Consider the following 16,199-nt stretch of genomic DNA (forward strand, 5'->3'; position numbering starts at 1 on the left):
CGCGCCGATGTGATTACTTCTTGCGTACCACCACGCAACCGATCGAGTAACCGGCGCCGAACGAGCAGATCACGCCATTGGCGCCCGCCGGCAGGTCATCCTGGTATTTGTGGAAGGCGATGATCGAGCCGGCCGACGAGGTGTTGGCATAGCTGTCCAGGATCACCGGCGCTTCGTCGGCTGTCGCATCGCGGCCCAGCAGGGTGCGCACGATCAGCAGGTTCATGTTCAGGTTGGCCTGGTGCAGCCAGTAGCGCGCGACGTCCTTGGTTTCCAGGCCGGCCGCCGCCAGCGTGTCGGCGATGGTGGCTGCCGCCATCGGGCAGACTTCCTTGAACACCTTGCGGCCCTGCTGGCGGAACAGTTTATCGGGCTGGCCGATGCCCGCTTCGTCGAAGCGGTTCATGAAGCCGAAGTTGTTGCGGATATTATTCGAGAAGCTGGTCTTGAGGCGGCTATCGAGGATTTCCCACTGGTGCGCGCCGCTTGCCGTCTCCGCGGCCTCGATCACGAGCGCGGTGCAGGCGTCGCCGAAGATGAAATGGCTGTCGCGGTCGCGGAAGTTCAGGTGGCCGCTGGTGATTTCCGGGTTCAGCACCAGCACCGCGCGTGCGCGGCCGTTGCGCACCGCGTCGACCGCGGTGGCGATGCCGAAGGTGGCCGAGGAGCAGGCCACGTTCATGTCGAAGCCGAAGCCGTCGATGCCCAGCGCTTCCTGCACCTCGACCGCCATCGCCGGATAGGCGCGCTGCATATTGCTGCAGGCGACCAGCACCATGTCGATGTCCTGCGGCTGCTTGCCGGCGCGCGTTAATGCTTCGCGCGCTGCGGCCACGCACATCTCGGCCTGCACCGAGATTTCGTCGTCGGCCCGTTCCGGGATGCGCGCCGTCATGTGGCTCGGGTCCAGGATGCCGCTCTTTTCCATCACGTAGCGCGACTTGATGCCCGACGCTTTCTCGATGAAGGCGCTGCTCGACGGCTCCAGCGCCGTCACTTCGCCCGCCGCGATTTGCGCGGCATGTTCCTGGTTGTGCAGTTCGACATAGGCGTTGAAGGCTGCCACCAGCTCGTCGTTCGAGATGGAGTGCGGCGGGGTAAACAGGCCGGTGCCGCTGATGACGACAGGTTTCATATTCAGCAAACTTTCAGGGAAAATAAGCACGGTTGTGCGCAAGATGCGCCGATTCTACACGCTCGGCGCATACCTGGGAATCGGCTGCCGCAGGGACTGTTCAGTCGCGCTTATTCACCGTTATTCGCCCTTGTGCCCGTGCTGGGCCAGGGTGGTGGAGGGTTCGGCGCGCCGGGACAGCACCACTTCCTGGCCCTTGAGGTGGCGCAGGGCCTGGGCCAGCTGGAAGTCGTCCGCGCTGCCGTAGTCGAGCGGCTTGCGGGTGCGCGCCTCGGCCAGCAGGCGCATCTGCTCCTCGATGTCGTCCTCGCGCGTGGCGACCTCCTGCCCCGTGCCATTCGACAGGTGGTGCTGCAGGTCTGCTTCGCGCATGCGCAGGGCGTTCAGGCCGTCGCCTTCCAGGGTTTCGTCGACCGGGAAGTCGGGCACGATGCCGCGCGCCTGGATCGAGCGCCCGGCCGGGGTGTAGTAGCGCGCCGTGGTCAGCTTGACGGCGGCGTCGCGTCCGATCGGGCGGATGGTCTGCACCGAACCCTTGCCGAAGGTCTGGCTGCCCAGGATGGCGGCGCGCTTGTAGTCCTGCAGGGCGCCGGCCACGATCTCGGAGGCCGAGGCCGAGCCGGTATTGACCAGCACCACCATCGGCAAGTTCTTGAACGCCGGCGGCAAGGTGGCCAGCGGATCGGCGCCGCTGCGCAGCATGTAGAACTCGGGCCGCGCGTAGAAGCGCTGGCGCGAGTCGGCCAGCTGGCCGTTGGTCGACACGATCTCGGCGTTCTTCGGCAGGAAGGCCGCGGCGACGCCGATCGCGCCCTGCAGCAGGCCGCCCGGGTCGTTGCGCAGGTCGAGCACCAGGCCTTTCAGGTCCGGGTCTTCGCGGTACAGCGCCTGCAGCCGGGCCGCCATATCGTCCACGGTCGGTTCCTGGAATTGCGCGATGCGCAGCCAGGCGTAGCCCGGTTCCACCATCTTCGCCTTGACGCTTTTTTGTACGATCTCGCGCCGCTCGATGGTGAAGTCGAGCGGCTCGGGCGCGTCCTTGCGGGCGACCGTGAGCGTCACGCGCGTGCCCGGCTCGCCGCGCATGCGCTTGATGGCGTCGTCGATCGGCGTGCCTTGCACCGGGTGGCCGTCGATGCGGGTGATCAGGTCGCCCTCCTTGATGCCGGCGTGGTAGGCCGGCGAATCTTCCATCGGGCTGACGATCTCGATATAGCCGTCCTCGCTCACGGCGATCTCGATGCCGACGCCGACGAAGCGGCCCTCGGTGCCTTCGCGCAGCTCGCGGTAGGCGCGCGGATCGAGGTAGGCCGAATGCGGGTCGAGCGAGGCGACCATGCCGGCGATCGCCTCGGACAGCAGGGCTTTATCTTCGACCGGCTCGACATAGGTGGACTTGATGACGCCGTAAACGTCGGCCAGCTGGCGCAGCTCGGCGATCGGCATGCTGGCGTCGACCGGCGGCTTGAAGGCGAGGGCCGAGAATTGCATGGTCAGGCCGACCCCGGCGACCACGCCCAGGCCGACGAGGCAGGAATTCTTGAAGGTGGAACCCATGGTGTTGATCCGTTGAGGCACGCGTAGCGCACGGAACCGGCAGGCGCGAGCTTATGCCTGAGGTAGCGCAAGGCCAGTATAAACCGGTTCGTGCGCGGCTGCGGGCGGCGGCGCAAAAGCTATTAATCTGGAAATACGGCGGAGGAGGAGGGCGGGGGAGTTGTTGCACCCGGTCTTACGATGGTAAGCAATTGTAAGAGTAGAAGAGCGTGCTGATGAGGCAGCCTATAGTTGGAACCAGTTTTTCTCTCTCTCCACTCTTGAAGTGGTCTTTGCCCGCGGCCTCCACCGCGGGCTTTTTTCTTTCCGGTCCCGTTTTCGCACATGGTGCGATCTAGTCGGCTGCCTCTGCGCAGATTGTACATTCCTCGCCGCCGGACACGGGCCGCACTTGTCACCCTGTTGTCATCTTCCAACACATGCATACGCGAAAACACATGTGTGCCGTGTATCGAAAAGTAAAAATCCGTGCTCCGGCAGCGAGGTTTATTGCCTAACCGCTAGAATGATTTTTTGCCGACCATCCGGCCGGAACCGATTCACCCCTGCAATCGCACTGCAAGTAAGGATTTTTCCCGTGAAGCGACACCTCCTGAGCACCCTGACCCTGTCCCTGATGACTGCCTTCGCTGCGCCGGCCATGGCCGCCGACGCTGCCCCGGCCACCGCCGCCACCGCCGCTGCGCCGGCCGGCGTCATCTCGGGCATCGACACCCAGTACATCGACACCAGCGTGCGTCCGCAGGACGACTTCTTCACCCACCTGAACGGCAAGTGGCTCAAGGAGACCGAGATCCCGAGCGACCGTTCGAGCTGGGGCACCTTCATGAAGCTGCGCGAAGACACCACGCCGCAGCTGCTGGCGATCATCGAGGCGGCCCAGAAGGACACGGGCGCCAAGGCCGGCACCGAAACGAAGAAAATCGGTGACCTGTATGCCAGCTTCATGGACGCCGAGCGCCGCGAAACCCTGGGCTACAAGCCGCTGACCGGCGAGCTGTCGCGCATCCGCGCGCTCAAGGACAAGAAGGGCATCCCGGCCCTGGCCGCCCACCTGGCCAAGATCGGCGTCTCGAGCCCCTATGGCATCTACGTCGGCCAGGACATGCGCGAGTCGACCAAGTACGCCACCTACATCAGCCAGAGCGGCCTGGGCATGCCCGACCGTGACTACTACCTGAAGCTCGACGACGCCAAGCTGGCGGAAGTGCGCGCCAAGTACCAGCAGCACGTCGAGAAGACGCTCCTGCTTGCCGGCGAGAAGAACGCCGCGGCCCAGGCCAAGGCCATCGTCGACTTCGAGACCGAGCTGGCCAAGGTGCAGTGGACCAAGGTCGAGAACCGCGACCCGGTCAAGCGCTACAACAAGATGAGCGTGGCCGAGCTGACCAAACTGGCGCCTGGCTACGACTGGAAGGCGGCACTGGGCGCGGCCGGCGTGGGCAACAAGCTGGACTACATCATCGTCAACCAGCCGAGCTACTTCAGCGGCTTGACTGAACTGCTGGCGAAGACCGACCTGGCGACCGTCAAATCCTACTTCGAATGGCAGCTGCTGCGCGAATACGCGCCCTACCTGTCGAAGGCCTTCGTGGACGCGGACTTCGCCTTCTACGGCACCGCGCTGACCGGCGTGACCGAGCAGCGTCCGGACTGGAAGAAGGGCGTGGCCACCGTCGAAGGCGCGCTGGGCGAGGCGCTCGGCAAGCTGTACGTGAAAGAACACTTCCCGGCCGAGCGCAAAGAACGAATGGAACAGCTCGTCAAGAACCTGATCATTGCTTATGGTCAGTCGATCGACAACCTGGAGTGGATGAGCCCCGCGACCAAGAAGGAAGCGCGCGCCAAGCTGGCCAAGTTCACGCCAAAGATCGGTTACCCGGACAAGTGGCGCGATTATTCGCGCCTGAACATCAAGCGCGACGACCTGGTCGGCAACGCGATGCGCGCCTCGACCTTCGAGTACGAGCGCAATATCGGCAAGCTGGGTAAGCCGATCGACCACACCGAGTGGGGCATGACGCCGCAGACCGTGAATGCGTACTACCGCAGCACGATGAACGAGATCGTGTTCCCGGCCGCGATCCTGCAGCCGCCGTTCTTCGACATGCGCGCCGACGACGCCGTCAACTATGGCGCGATCGGCGCCGTGATCGGCCACGAGATCGGCCACGGCTTCGACGACAAGGGCAGCCAGTCGGACGGCGACGGCAACCTGCGCAACTGGTGGACCGCCGAGGACAAGACCGCATTCAAGGCCCGCACCGACAAGCTGGTCAACCAGTTCAATGGCTACAGCCCGCTGCCAGGCTATAACGTCAACGGCGAGCTGACCCTGGGCGAGAACATCGGCGACAACGCCGGCCTGGCGATCGGCTACAAGGCCTACCAGATCTCGCTGCACGGCAAGCCGGCGCCGGTGATCGACGGCCTTACGGGCGACCAGCGCTTCTTCATGGGCTGGGGCCAGGTGTGGCGTTCGAAGATGCGCGAAGCGCAGCAGATCAACCAGGTCAAGACCGATCCGCACTCGCCGGGCCAGTTCCGCGCCAACGGCACCGTGCGCAATATGGCCGAGTTCTACAAGGCCTTCGACGTGAAGCCGGGCGACAAGATGTACCTGCCGCCTGAAGAACGCGTCATCATCTGGTAATCTGGTCCACATGACGGGCCGGCGTCACGAGCGCCGGCCCGTTTTGCATTGCACTCACAACAAAGAGAGAGAGAACATGAAACGTCATCTGTTCAGCGCTGCCGCACTCGTGCTGGTAGCTTCGTTCGCGCACGCCGAATCCGGCGCCGCCCCTGCCACCCCTGCCACCGCCGCCAAGGCCAGCGCCGCATCGTCCGGTATCGCCACCCAGTACATTGATGCCGGCGTGCGTGCCCAGGACGACTTCTTCGAGCACCTGAACGGCAAGTGGCTCAAGAGCGTCGAGATCCCGGCCGACAAGTCGACCTGGGGCGCCTTCCACCAGCTGCGCGACGACACCCTGCCGCAGCTGCGCGCGGTCATCGAAAAGGCGGCGATGGAGCGCAGCGCCGCCAACGGCACCGAAGCGCGCAAGATCGGCGACTTCTACGCCAGCTATATGGACGAAGCGCGCCTGGAACAGCTGGGCGCCAAGCCGCTGGCCGGTGAACTGGGCAAGATCGCCGCGATCAAGAACAAGAACGAGCTGCCGGCCATGTTCGCCCACCTGGGCCGCATCGGCGTCAACGTGCCCTTCGTGTTCTTCATCCACCAGGATGCCAAGGACTCCACCAAATACGTGGCCGACCTGTACCAGGCCGGCCTGGGCATGCCCGACCGCGACTATTACCTGAAGCTGGACGACGCCAAGCTGGCCGACACCCGCGCCAAGTACCAGCAGCACGTCGAGAAGATGCTGACGCTGGCCGGCGGCAAGAATGCCGCGGCGGATGCGAAAGCCATCGTCGAGCTGGAAACCGAGCTGGCCAAGGTACAGTGGACCAAGGTCGAGAACCGCGACCCGATCAAGACCTATAACAAGGTTGAACTGGACAAGCTGGCTGCGCTGGCGCCGGGCTACGACTGGCAGCAATGGCTGAAGGCCTCGGGCCTGCAGGGCAAGGCCGACTACCTGATCGTCAGCCAGCCGACCTACCTGAAGGGCTTCGCCGATGTTCTCGGCCGCATGCCGCTGGAGACCTGGAAAGCCTATCTGCAGTTCCAGACCGTGAACGGCTACGCCAACTACCTGTCGAAGGCCTTCGTCGACCAGCGTTTCGCCTTCAACGGCACCACCCTGGCCGGCATCCCGCAGCTGGAACCGCGCTGGAAGCGCGGCGTATCGACCCTGGAGTCGAGCCTGGGCGACGCGGTCGGCAAGCTGTACGTGGCCAAGCATTTCCCGGCCGAGCGCAAGGCGCATATGGAAGTCCTGGTCAACAACCTGCTGGCCGCCTACAAGGAGTCGATCGACACCCTGGACTGGATGAGCCCAGCGACCAAGAAGGAAGCCCAGGCCAAGCTGGCCAAGTTCACGCCGAAGATCGGCTACCCGAACAAGTGGAAGGAATACACCGCGCTCACCGTCAAGCGCGATGACCTGGTCGGCAACGTGATGCGCTCGCGCGAAGTGGAATACAACCGCGAACTGAACAAGCTCGGCAAGCCGATCGACCGCGACGAGTGGGGCATGACGCCGCAGACCGTCAACGCCTACTACAACCCGGAACTGAACGAGATCGTGTTCCCGGCCGCGATCCTGCAGCCGCCATTCTTCGACGCCAACGCCGACGACGCGGTCAACTACGGCGGCATCGGCGCCGTGATCGGCCACGAGATCAGCCACGGCTTCGACGACCAGGGTTCGCAGTACGACGGCGATGGCAATATGCGCAACTGGTGGACCGAAGAAGACGGCAAGCGCTTTGGCGAGAAGACCCGCGCGCTGATCGCGCAATACGCCGCCTTCAGCCCACTGGAAGGCTATAACGTCAACGGCGAACTGACCCTGGGCGAGAACATCGGCGACAACTCGGGCCTGGCGATCGCCTATAAAGCCTACAAGATCTCGCTGAAGGGCAAACCGGCGCCCGTGATCGACGGTCTCACCGGCGACCAGCGCTTCTACATGGGTTGGGGCCAGGTGTGGCGCACCAAGATGCGCGAGCCGGCGCAGATCGCCCAGATCAAGACCGATCCGCACTCGCCGGCGCAGTACCGCGCCAACGGCACCCTGAAGAACCAGCCGGGCTTCTACGAGGCGTTCGGGGTCAAGGCGGGCGACAAGATGTACCTGGCGCCGAAGGATCGCGTGATCATCTGGTAAGTATCGGGACCCCGTTGCTGGGGTGAACCCGCGACGTCAAGGGCCCGGCCGGGCAATCGGACGGGCTTTTTTTATCGGTTTGATGGATTGCACTGGAGAAAATCGCGTGCGCCCCATGCGCGGCAGATATATTATACTTTTGCAATATTTGCATCGCCACGTGGATCGCACATGAACAGCGTAGTCACCATCGAGCCGCCCCGCATCGAGGGGGAGGGGCCTTACAGGATCAGTGCACGGCTCCGCTTCCCCGGCGGGGAAGAGACATTGTGGTTCGAGACGCCGCTGCGGCCGGTCGATGCCGCCGACAGCTTCCTGCTGGTATTGCTGCCGCGCGCGATGCGCGAGGGTCTCGACATCGTGGTCGAGGGCGAGTTGTCCAGCCTGCTGTACTACAACGTCACGCAATACTACCTGGCCTTCCTGCGCACGCTCGAGGCGGCGCGCAAGCCGATTTCCATCGTCGCCAGGCGGCTGACGACCAGGAACCATGGCGGCGCCGGCGTGTTTACCGGTTTTTCGGCCGGGGTCGACTCGTTCGCGACCATCCTCAGCCATACGAAGGATGTGCCGCCCGAGTTCCGGGTGACCCATTTGCTGTTCAATAATGTCGGCTCACATGGCCAGACCAGGAACGACCAGCAGATCTTCGAGGAGCGATACCGCCGGCTCGAGAGCCGCGCGATGGGCCTGCCGTTCCTGCCGGTGACGTCCAATCTCGACGAGGTGATGCGCTCGAAGTTCGAGAAGACCCACACCATCCGCAACTGCGCGACCGCGCTCCTGTTCCAGGACACCTGCGCCAAGTTCCTCTATTCGTCGGCGGTGCATTACCGGGATGCCTTCGTCAACGAGACCGAGTACATGGGGTTCTCCGATGCGGTCGGCGTGGCGCTGCTGTCGACCGAGACCACCCAGTGCATCTCGGCGGGCGGCCAGTTCACCCGTTTCGAAAAGACCGAACTGATTGCCGATGAACCGGCGACGTTCGACACGCTCGACGTGTGCGTGAAGCCGAAGGCGGGCGTAGTGAACTGCTCGACCTGCTGGAAATGCTTGCGGACCGAGTTGACGCTGGAGATAGCCGGCAAGCTCGACAACTACAACCGGGCCTTCGACCTCGCGGCCTACCGGCGCGTGCGCGACCTGTTCATCGCCCTGGTCCTGAAGGAATCTTCGCTCCTGAACAAGGAAATCGCGGAGCAGATCGCGCGCCGCAACTTTGCCGTACCGCCGGTCGCGCGCATCATGCGGCATGCTCCCGAACGGCTGCTGCAAGACCTGATTGCGATGCAGTCGCGTCCCGAGCCGTATGCGAAGCAGCTTTACTGGCGCTTCGTGGCCAGGAAGAGCGCCGCGAGATAGGGCGCCAGGCTCCCAATGCAAAAAGGCCACGCCGCGCGATGAGCGGGGCGTGGCCTTTTTGTCGATGGTCACTGATGATCGTCCCACGCCGTGGCGCGGGGCGGTCGATCAGCGTGCCAGGCTCGAATAGCTGCAGGTCTTCGATGCGCCCTTCTTCGGATCGCCGAACACCTTGGTGGTGCAGGCGGTCTTGGCGGTGACGACCTTGGTGCTGTAGGCGCCCGACACACCGAAGCGCACTTCGCGGGTACCGGTGAACGAGCAGGTATAGCCTTCGGTCGCGCATTGCTTCCAGGTTTCCGGCGTGCCCGGCGCCGGTGCGGGTGCGGGCGCTGGCGCAGGAGTCGATGGCGTCGACGTCGGGCCCGAGGCTTCATACGCGCCGATATCGAGTGTGCCGGATACCGGACGGCTCTCGCCGGCCGCCGTATGCTTGTACTGCGCGGTCGGCGCCAGGCTGACGCCCGCAGCCGACTTGCCCGGCGCCGTGCCGACGTTGATCACCAGCGCATTGGCGATCGGATGCAGGTCGAACAGTGCACGGTTGACGAAGCCGGCGGCCACCGAGCGGTAGTTGCTCTTCTGGATGGCGCTGCCCTGGCTGGTCACGGTGCCCGTGCCACTGAAGATATTGTTCTGCAGCAGGGCAGGCGTGGTGACCTTGCTGCCGACCAGCACGAAGGTGCCGCGCGAGCTGTCGTCATTCAGGAAGGTATTGTTCACGACATACAGGTCCTTGCCCGGATTCGTCGCTCCCTCCATGCCGTAGGCCAGCATGCCCGGATTGTTGTGGACGGCCGGCTGGTGGATCACGTTGCCGATCACATAGGCGGTGCCGGCGTTCGGCAGGTCGATCTCGTAGCTCGGCGTGCCGGCGTTGAGGCTGCCCGACGGGGTGCTCGAGAAGCGGTTGTAGCTGATGGTGTTGATCCTGGCGCGCGACTTCAGGTTGTGACCGACCCGGGCGTCGTGCGAATAGTTATAGCGGAACACAAGGCTGCCGACGTTGCCGATATACAGATTGTGCGAATAACCGTCACCCGCACCATTGCGTCCGAACTCGCTGTATTCGATCACGACATTGCTGTTGATGTTGGCGCCGCTCAGGATACCGTTCTCGTTGCCGTGCAGGTAAGAGGAGCGCAGCGTGAAATTGGTGCCTTCGAGGCGCAGCGCAGCGCCATTCTTGTCCGGCACCTTGGCGCCGAACATTTCGACGTTCTCGACCGTGATGTCATTACCCTTGACGACCCAGATGGCCTTGCCCTGGGCATTCTTGCCCGCCGCATCGATCTTCGGACGGCCGTTGACGCCACGGATGGTGAGGTTGCTCGGGCTGATGGCGCAGACATCGCCACTATAAGTCTTGCTGCCGTCGATCTCGACGACGTCGCCGGCCTTGGCCTTGGCGAAAGCGGCGCATGGCGCCGCGTAGGTCTTGCCCGGGCCCACCGACAGGGTGGCGGCCGACGCGCCACCAACAGCCGCCAGCGACATCAGCAGCGCGGCGCTCAGACGAAAAGTGGCGGATTTGCTCGACGTAGTATCGCGGAATTGTTGCATGGTATTTTGTCCTGTAAAAAAATTCCTAGTGGAATTGTTCCGGTTGGAAAGTTTCGAGAATACGATATTTACGCCAGGACACTTGTAACGAATTGTGACAGTGCAATATGGAAATATTTAACATTTGAAAAGTATAAGGCATCAAAGGCAACTATTTCTTGCAAGACTTTTTCCTAACTACATGACAGCTTGCTTCCTGTTTTAATAATATTTCCTTGAATAAAATTTGTATTGTCAAGGCGGCATAAGAAAGCAAGACAAACGCGTTTTTCAGCTAAAGGGGTATCGATAAAAGACAGGAGAAATAAACAGGAAAATGGAACCCCTGTTTAAATGCGGGGAAAATCACGCGCGGCACTGTTGTCAGGTGGCGGTGAAGGTTGCTGCTGGACGGGACCGGATGAGGATGAGGAGAGAACCGCTTGTATAAGGACCAGGCGCGACCATCAGATGCTGTCGAAATACTTTACACATGACGCGCATGAATTCCCGGGTATTTTCTCAAGCGCTTGATTCATCTGTAAAAATCCGAACGGCATGATTATTGCTTGCTTATCGGCATTACATTTTGATATCAAGGGGGAAAACGTGCGTAAGTTGATTGGATCAATTCTGATGTCGGTAGCTGCCCTGGCGCTCGCTCCCCAGGCTGCCGTCGCGGCGCCAGTCGTCGCAGCAGGCTCGACCTACTCTGTCTACCTGGACCGGGACAACAGCAACGAAGCTTTCCATGGCATTGCCGCATTCGATGGCATAAGCGAACTCGGTGCCTGGGAATTCTTGCCGATCACCGTCTCCGAATCGGAAACCGATCTTGGTAATGGCCGTTCGCTCATCAGTATTCAGCTTCGCGCGAATGGCGATTTCTTCCCGATGGCCGATGAATCGGGTTACTACGGTATCGGTACATTCGGCGATGGCCTCGATTTGCTGCGTTCGGTATTCCTTTACGATGCGCGGGTTTCTTTTCTCGATTCCAATAATAAACTGGTGACTGATTCCGGCAATCTGGTCGATAATGTCGGCCAATCTGCACCCTGGGATGGATTTTTCCCGACCGCCGATGGGATATTCCATAGCGAATCGCTCGGTGGGCTCGGCATCCTCGGTATTAACTTCGATTTCTTCGTGAGCGAGGAGCCCGTGTCGGTTCCGGAACCCGCTGGCGTGCTGCTGACAGGACTTGGATTAATGGCAATGCTGGCCACGCGCCGTCGTCGCAGTCGTTGATTGGAAGGGCGTATTGCTGGGTTGCGCTACAACAACGTTCATGATCTTTCAAACAAAAAGCACCCGACGGGTGCTTTTTTGTTGTGGGCGGCAATGAAATTATTTCACTGCAGCGACCATATAATCGACGGCAGCCTTGACCTCGGCGTCGGGGAGGGTGGAGCCGCCCTTGGGTGGCATGAAGCCGGTCTTGCCCTGGAAGCCCTTGATCGCGTGATCGTAGAGGACGTTGGCGCCCTGGCCAAGACGCGCGGTCCAGGCCGCTTTGTCGCCGAACTTCGGCGCGCCGGCAATGCCGGCGCCGTGGCAGGCGATGCAAGCGCCATCGTAGGCTTTCTTGCCCGTATCGAGGCTGGCGACGGCAGGTGCGGCCGCAGGCGCCGCGGCAGGCGCCGCCGTCGCTGCAGCGGCAGGTGCTGCCGGGGCCGGAGGGGCGGCAGTCATATCGGCAGTCGCTTCGGCGGCAGTCGGGGCAGGCGCGGGTTCGGCCGGCTCCTTGAAGCTGGCGCCGCTTTTATTGGTCATGAACACGACGGCGCGCTCGACCTCGAGATTGTCCAGGTCCGGATTGCCGCCCTTGGCCGGCATCGCGCGGATGCCTTCGATGGCGTGCTTGAGGATGGTGTCGTAGCCTTGCGCCAGGCGCGCACCCCAGGCGCCGTTGTCGCCGGTCTTCGGCGCGCCGGCCATGCCGCTGTCGTGGCAGGCCGCGCAGGTGGCGGCATAGACGGCGCCGCCGGCCTGCAGCACGCGCGGCGCATTGGCGTCGACCAGGGTGAAGCCTTCTTCCGAGACGGGGCGGATACGGTTGCTGATCGCTTCGGCACTCTGGCCGTCGGTGCCGGCGCCCGTAGTGGCGGTGCTGGTCACGAAGGTGACTAACAGAATGATACCGAGAACAATGACTAGGAAAAATCCCGTGACGGCGACGACTAGTTGTTTGGGCGTGCGGATGAGGGATTGGTGTTCGTTGTGTGCGTCGCTCATGATTTCCTTAATTCAATTAAAAAAACCTGCCACGAAAGGGCTGCGATTCAGTGGCTTTTTGCAAATGCCGTCAAGCATCTTATTATAGTGTAATCCTGCATTGGTGCAGGGGTTTTTCCGCCTCTCCCCATGGACGTACCTGCGGAAAGACTGTATCCTTCGCTACGCCTCCAGCGCGGCTGTAGCTCAGTGGATAGAGTATTGGCCTCCGAAGCCAAGGGTCGCTGGTTCGATCCCAGCCAGCCGCGCCACCAGGCCCCCTCTCGATTGCGTCGGCGCCGCCGACCGGTCGCAGCAGCAGCAATGTCTGCTCGCTTCCTGACCTGGCATTTCCTTTGATTCCTTGTGGCCGCTCATCGGCATTCACATGGCAACTGGCCCATGCCTGCTGACGCCTGGCGTCATGGTATTGATAAAAAAGATACATATCAGCCCCGTTTGCTGGCCCATCCGTCAATACTTATTTCACAAAGTTCTTCTACCTGAGACAATGCTGTTCGCGCTTGTATTGCGCTTGCTCAAAATTCCGTCATTGATCCGGTTGATTTTGCTGCCGAAAGTCATGACCTCTTATCAGGTTTCCCATATTAAAGTTCAAGGAATTGAGGAGGACGGCGGCAATGAGACCAATCCTGCGCTTGCATGAACTCGACCTCCTGCGGGGCCTGGCTTGCCTGGCTGTCGTCGCATTCCACTTCCTGTCGCGTGGCCCGCGCAGCGGCGACATGCCCGGCGCGACCATGCTGTTCGACCCGGTGTCGCGCTATGGCTACCTGGGCGTGCACCTGTTCTTTCTGATCAGCGGCTTCGTCATCCTGATGTCGGCCCAGGGCGTCAGCGCGCGCAGATTCCTTGCGTCGCGGATGGTGCGGCTGTATCCGGCCCTGTGGGCCGCCGCAACGGTCACCGCCGTCACCGCCTGGATCGTGGGCAGCCGCCGCTATAGCGTCGAGTTGCCGGAATACCTGGCCAATCTCACGATGATCAACCACTGGCTGGGCGTCGATTACGTCGATGGCTCCTATTGGTCGCTGAGCTTCGAGCTGCATTTCTATCTGCTGATGGCCGCTGTCATCTTCTTTGGCATGATCAAGCACATCCATTGGCTGTACCTGGGCTGGCTGGCGATCAGTGTGGTCAATCTCGTGCGTCCGATGCACCCGGTGCAGTTCTGGCTGGCGGCCCAATGGGCGCCGCTGTTCGTGGCTGGCGGCATGTTTTTCCTGATCCGGAACGAGGGCGCGAACAGGCGCAATCTCCTGATCCTGGGATGTTCCCTGCTGCTTGCCATCGCCTATGCCGTGAAAGAGACCGCCACGCTGTCGGTGCGCACCGGCGCGCCGTTTTCGCCCGTGGTCGCGGTCCTCGCCATCCTGTCGTTTTTCGCCGTGTTCGCCTTGATTTCCTGCGACCTGTGGTCGATGAAGGGCAATATCTGGACCTATATGGCAGGGATCCTGACGTATCCGGTCTACTTGCTGCACCAGCATTTCGGGTTCATGCTCTACGATTTGTTCCGTAGTTCGGTCGGCGAACTCCTGGCGTTCGTCTTCATGTGCGCCGCGATCGTGTTCGTGGCCTGTGCGGTGCGTGGTTACGTCGAGCGGCCCAGCAACCATCTGTTCCGCCGCCTCAAGCAGAGATTCGCACCGAGCGCCATGCCTGCCGTGTAGAGGCGGCTTGCCGGTCCCGCGAGCCGCCGCACGAATTCTAAATTGTGCAAACTTTTCTGCGCACAATTGACATTCACGATTGTTGACCCTATGGTAAGTAGGCTTGTTGCCCTTGCGGCAAGCCTTATCGATCTTGATGTGACAGCGCCCTAGCGCCCCTGTCGCGCCGCAGAACAGGACTTCCATGACACTCGACCGTAGCCTCCGGGAACGCATCGCGCTGCTGCGCTTCGTGATGATCTTTGGCGTCATCGTGCTGCATACCCCGGCCTATGTGCCGATGAGCGAACTCGGCGATGGCTGGTTCGACGCCACCAAGGCCTTCTTCCAGCTCGCCATGTTCCGCGCCACCGTGCCGGTGCTGACTGTCATCTCGGGCTTCCTGCTGTTCGGGGCAGGGCTCGACCGCCTGCCTGGCAAGCTGTTCGGCAAGAAGGCGCGCACCATCCTGCTTCCCTTCCTGTGCTTCAACCTCCCGTTGCTGCCGCTGGCCCTCGGCGCCGAGATGTTCGCCGGCATCGAGCTGTCCGCGCAGCTGTGGCCGTTCGAACCGATGGCATGGTTGAATGCCGCTTTCGGCCTGACCGCGTCGCCGATCAACTATCCGCTGAACTTCCTGCGCGACCTGCTGGTGCTGATCCTGCTCGCACCCCTGTTCGGCTGGCTGCTGCGCCGCCATGCATGGCCGGGCCTGGTCCTGGTCGCAGTCGTCTTCTTCAATAATTATGACGGCGTGCTGGTACTGCGTGACCTGATGGCGGTGCTGTTCTATGTCGGCGGCATGGCAGCCGTGCGCGGCTGGAACCTGCGCCGGCTGGACCGCTACGCATTGCCGTGCCTAATGCTGTTTCTGCTGGCCTGCGCCGCAATGGTGCATTTCCGGATCGCCAATACGACTTATCTGCGCCTGGTCGCGCCCTTCCTGATCTGGCCGGCCACCGTTTTGCTGGCGGAAAGCCGCGCCGGACGGTGGCTCGCCGGGATGAGCAAGTACAGCTTCTTCATGTTCCTGGCGCATTCGCCGGTGCTGCTGCTTACCTGGATCCTGTACGGCCGTTTCGGCGACGGTTTGCCTTACCCCGTGTACTGGGTGATGGCGCCGCTCGTGGTGACCGCGGTCCTGATCGTCGTCTATCGCCTTGCCGAACACCTCATGCCGCGCCTGTTCCCGGTCTTGATCGGCGCCGGCGGCAAGGCGAACAAAGCATCCGCCGGCGAGAGCGCCGCCGCGATACGGCCCAGCATCGCGCGCATCTGAGCAGAACAATTGCATTAGATCAACCTTAACTATCGTGCAATAGCGCACGATAGGGTTTGATCCCCTGCATGTTGTTCCGTCAATGCTAGAATTTCGCTCTCTAATTGCACACTGGAATTCCCGACACCGGCAACTTGCCCGCGCGGCGTAGAAGCGGGTGCTATCCATGTTGCATGGTACAGACGCGCAATTGTGCTCTCGTTGAGTCTGTCTATGTTTCCATGCTATATTGAAAGTTAAAAATATGGCAAAGAATCATCGTACTGGCAATGGCAAAATGGCATTCTTGGCACTGGATGCAAGCGGGTGTCACAGGGAATACACAGTCCGACCTTAGCATGACATGCATGACACCGTCGGCAGGGTTCCAGCGCTGTGCCTTCGGTACACCCAAGGTCAAGCACGTTACAAATATCTTTCGCAATTTTTTTGCTATATTGCCAATGTTGCGTCAAAAAATTATCTTATTTGTAATTGATGGTGAGGTAACATGTGGTAAATACAACAGGTCGCAAGCGAGCGCGACATGTTGACGTGCTTATATGAGACGATGCGCGGCTGTCCGCGCGCAATCGGCATCCTTGCCCTCACTCTTCAGCAAGCAGTGAAGCAAAAATAAATTCTGGGGAATA

At 61.6% G+C, this 16,199-nt stretch carries 11 protein-coding genes and 1 tRNA gene; 8 read left to right on the plus strand and 4 right to left on the minus strand.

Translation table 11 applies throughout. The features are described 5' to 3' along the window. Positions 1 to 13: 13 nt before the first annotated feature. Complete coding sequence (locus SOM28_RS14620) at positions 14 to 1,135, minus strand: beta-ketoacyl-ACP synthase III (RefSeq protein WP_123070957.1); 1,122 nt, start codon at positions 1,133 to 1,135, stop codon at positions 14 to 16. Positions 1,136 to 1,255: 120 nt separating this feature from the next. Further along, entirely contained in the window at positions 1,256 to 2,692 is a 1,437-nt protein-coding gene (locus SOM28_RS14625; RefSeq protein ID WP_320468541.1) for a S41 family peptidase, read from the minus strand. A gap of 577 nt (positions 2,693 to 3,269) precedes the next feature. Here SOM28_RS14625 and SOM28_RS14630 point away from each other — a divergent pair. The 3 genes from SOM28_RS14630 (at position 3,270) to SOM28_RS14640 (ending at position 8,856) form a co-directional block, all read left to right on the plus strand. Further along, positions 3,270 to 5,345: a M13 family metallopeptidase gene (locus SOM28_RS14630; RefSeq protein ID WP_320468542.1), complete on the plus strand. Its 2,076-nt coding sequence runs from the start codon at positions 3,270 to 3,272 to the stop codon at positions 5,343 to 5,345. A 76-nt stretch (positions 5,346 to 5,421) separates the two neighbouring features. Further along, the gene (locus SOM28_RS14635; RefSeq protein ID WP_320468543.1) at positions 5,422 to 7,491 is read left to right on the plus strand and encodes a M13 family metallopeptidase; all 2,070 of its coding nucleotides are present in this window, start codon (positions 5,422 to 5,424) and stop codon (positions 7,489 to 7,491) included. A 171-nt stretch (positions 7,492 to 7,662) separates the two neighbouring features. Next, on the plus strand, positions 7,663 to 8,856 hold the full coding sequence (locus SOM28_RS14640; RefSeq protein ID WP_320468544.1) for a hypothetical protein: 1,194 nt from the start codon (positions 7,663 to 7,665) through the stop codon (positions 8,854 to 8,856). A 108-nt stretch (positions 8,857 to 8,964) separates the two neighbouring features. Here the strand turns inward: SOM28_RS14640 and SOM28_RS14645 are convergent, their stop codons facing one another. Then, a complete protein-coding gene (locus SOM28_RS14645) occupies positions 8,965 to 10,419 on the minus strand; it encodes a right-handed parallel beta-helix repeat-containing protein (RefSeq protein WP_320468545.1) in 1,455 nt (484 codons plus the stop codon). A gap of 537 nt (positions 10,420 to 10,956) precedes the next feature. Between SOM28_RS14645 and SOM28_RS14650 the strand changes: the two genes are divergently transcribed. Continuing rightward, positions 10,957 to 11,649 (plus strand): PEP-CTERM sorting domain-containing protein, encoded by a 693-nt coding sequence (locus tag SOM28_RS14650; RefSeq protein WP_320468546.1) that lies wholly within the window; start codon positions 10,957 to 10,959, stop codon positions 11,647 to 11,649. A gap of 99 nt (positions 11,650 to 11,748) precedes the next feature. On the opposite strand, the gene SOM28_RS14655 is transcribed toward SOM28_RS14650, so the two are convergent. Further along, on the minus strand, positions 11,749 to 12,636 hold the full coding sequence (locus SOM28_RS14655) for a c-type cytochrome (RefSeq protein WP_320468547.1): 888 nt from the start codon (positions 12,634 to 12,636) through the stop codon (positions 11,749 to 11,751). A gap of 175 nt (positions 12,637 to 12,811) precedes the next feature. Between SOM28_RS14655 and SOM28_RS14660 the strand changes: the two genes are divergently transcribed. The 4 genes from SOM28_RS14660 (at position 12,812) to SOM28_RS14675 (ending at position 15,567) form a co-directional block, all read left to right on the plus strand. Further along, a tRNA-Arg gene (locus SOM28_RS14660) sits at positions 12,812 to 12,887 on the plus strand. Between the two features lie 116 nt (positions 12,888 to 13,003). Then, positions 13,004 to 13,282 carry a hypothetical protein gene (locus SOM28_RS14665; RefSeq protein ID WP_320468548.1) on the plus strand — a complete coding sequence of 93 codons (279 nt, stop codon included), beginning with the start codon at positions 13,004 to 13,006 and terminating at the stop codon, positions 13,280 to 13,282. After that, a complete protein-coding gene (locus SOM28_RS14670; RefSeq protein ID WP_320468549.1) occupies positions 13,257 to 14,309 on the plus strand; it encodes an acyltransferase family protein in 1,053 nt (350 codons plus the stop codon). The genes SOM28_RS14665 and SOM28_RS14670 overlap by 26 nt, the downstream gene beginning before the upstream one ends. A gap of 184 nt (positions 14,310 to 14,493) precedes the next feature. Next, complete coding sequence (locus SOM28_RS14675; RefSeq protein WP_320468550.1) at positions 14,494 to 15,567, plus strand: acyltransferase family protein; 1,074 nt, start codon at positions 14,494 to 14,496, stop codon at positions 15,565 to 15,567. Positions 15,568 to 16,199: the final 632 nt, after the last annotated feature.

This window comes from Massilia sp. CFBP9026 (assembly GCF_034045165.1).
Classification (GTDB): domain Bacteria; phylum Pseudomonadota; class Gammaproteobacteria; order Burkholderiales; family Burkholderiaceae_D; genus Telluria; species Telluria arenae.

Bases quoted from the DNA above. Each gene is read 5' to 3' on its own strand.
- SOM28_RS14625 (WP_320468541.1), bottom strand. From the start codon at position 2,692: ATGGGTTCCACCTTCAAGAATTCCTGCCTCGTCGGCCTGGGCGTGGTC.
- SOM28_RS14620 (WP_123070957.1), bottom strand. From the start codon at position 1,135: ATGAAACCTGTCGTCATCAGCGGCACCGGCCTGTTTACCCCGCCGCAC.
- SOM28_RS14670 (WP_320468549.1), top strand. From the start codon at position 13,257: ATGAGACCAATCCTGCGCTTGCATGAACTCGACCTCCTGCGGGGCCTG.
- SOM28_RS14675 (WP_320468550.1), top strand. From the start codon at position 14,494: ATGACACTCGACCGTAGCCTCCGGGAACGCATCGCGCTGCTGCGCTTC.
- SOM28_RS14640 (WP_320468544.1), top strand. From the start codon at position 7,663: ATGAACAGCGTAGTCACCATCGAGCCGCCCCGCATCGAGGGGGAGGGG.
- SOM28_RS14650 (WP_320468546.1), top strand. From the start codon at position 10,957: ATGATTATTGCTTGCTTATCGGCATTACATTTTGATATCAAGGGGGAA.
- SOM28_RS14645 (WP_320468545.1), bottom strand. From the start codon at position 10,419: ATGCAACAATTCCGCGATACTACGTCGAGCAAATCCGCCACTTTTCGT.
- SOM28_RS14655 (WP_320468547.1), bottom strand. From the start codon at position 12,636: ATGAGCGACGCACACAACGAACACCAATCCCTCATCCGCACGCCCAAA.
- SOM28_RS14665 (WP_320468548.1), top strand. From the start codon at position 13,004: ATGGCAACTGGCCCATGCCTGCTGACGCCTGGCGTCATGGTATTGATA.
- SOM28_RS14635 (WP_320468543.1), top strand. From the start codon at position 5,422: ATGAAACGTCATCTGTTCAGCGCTGCCGCACTCGTGCTGGTAGCTTCG.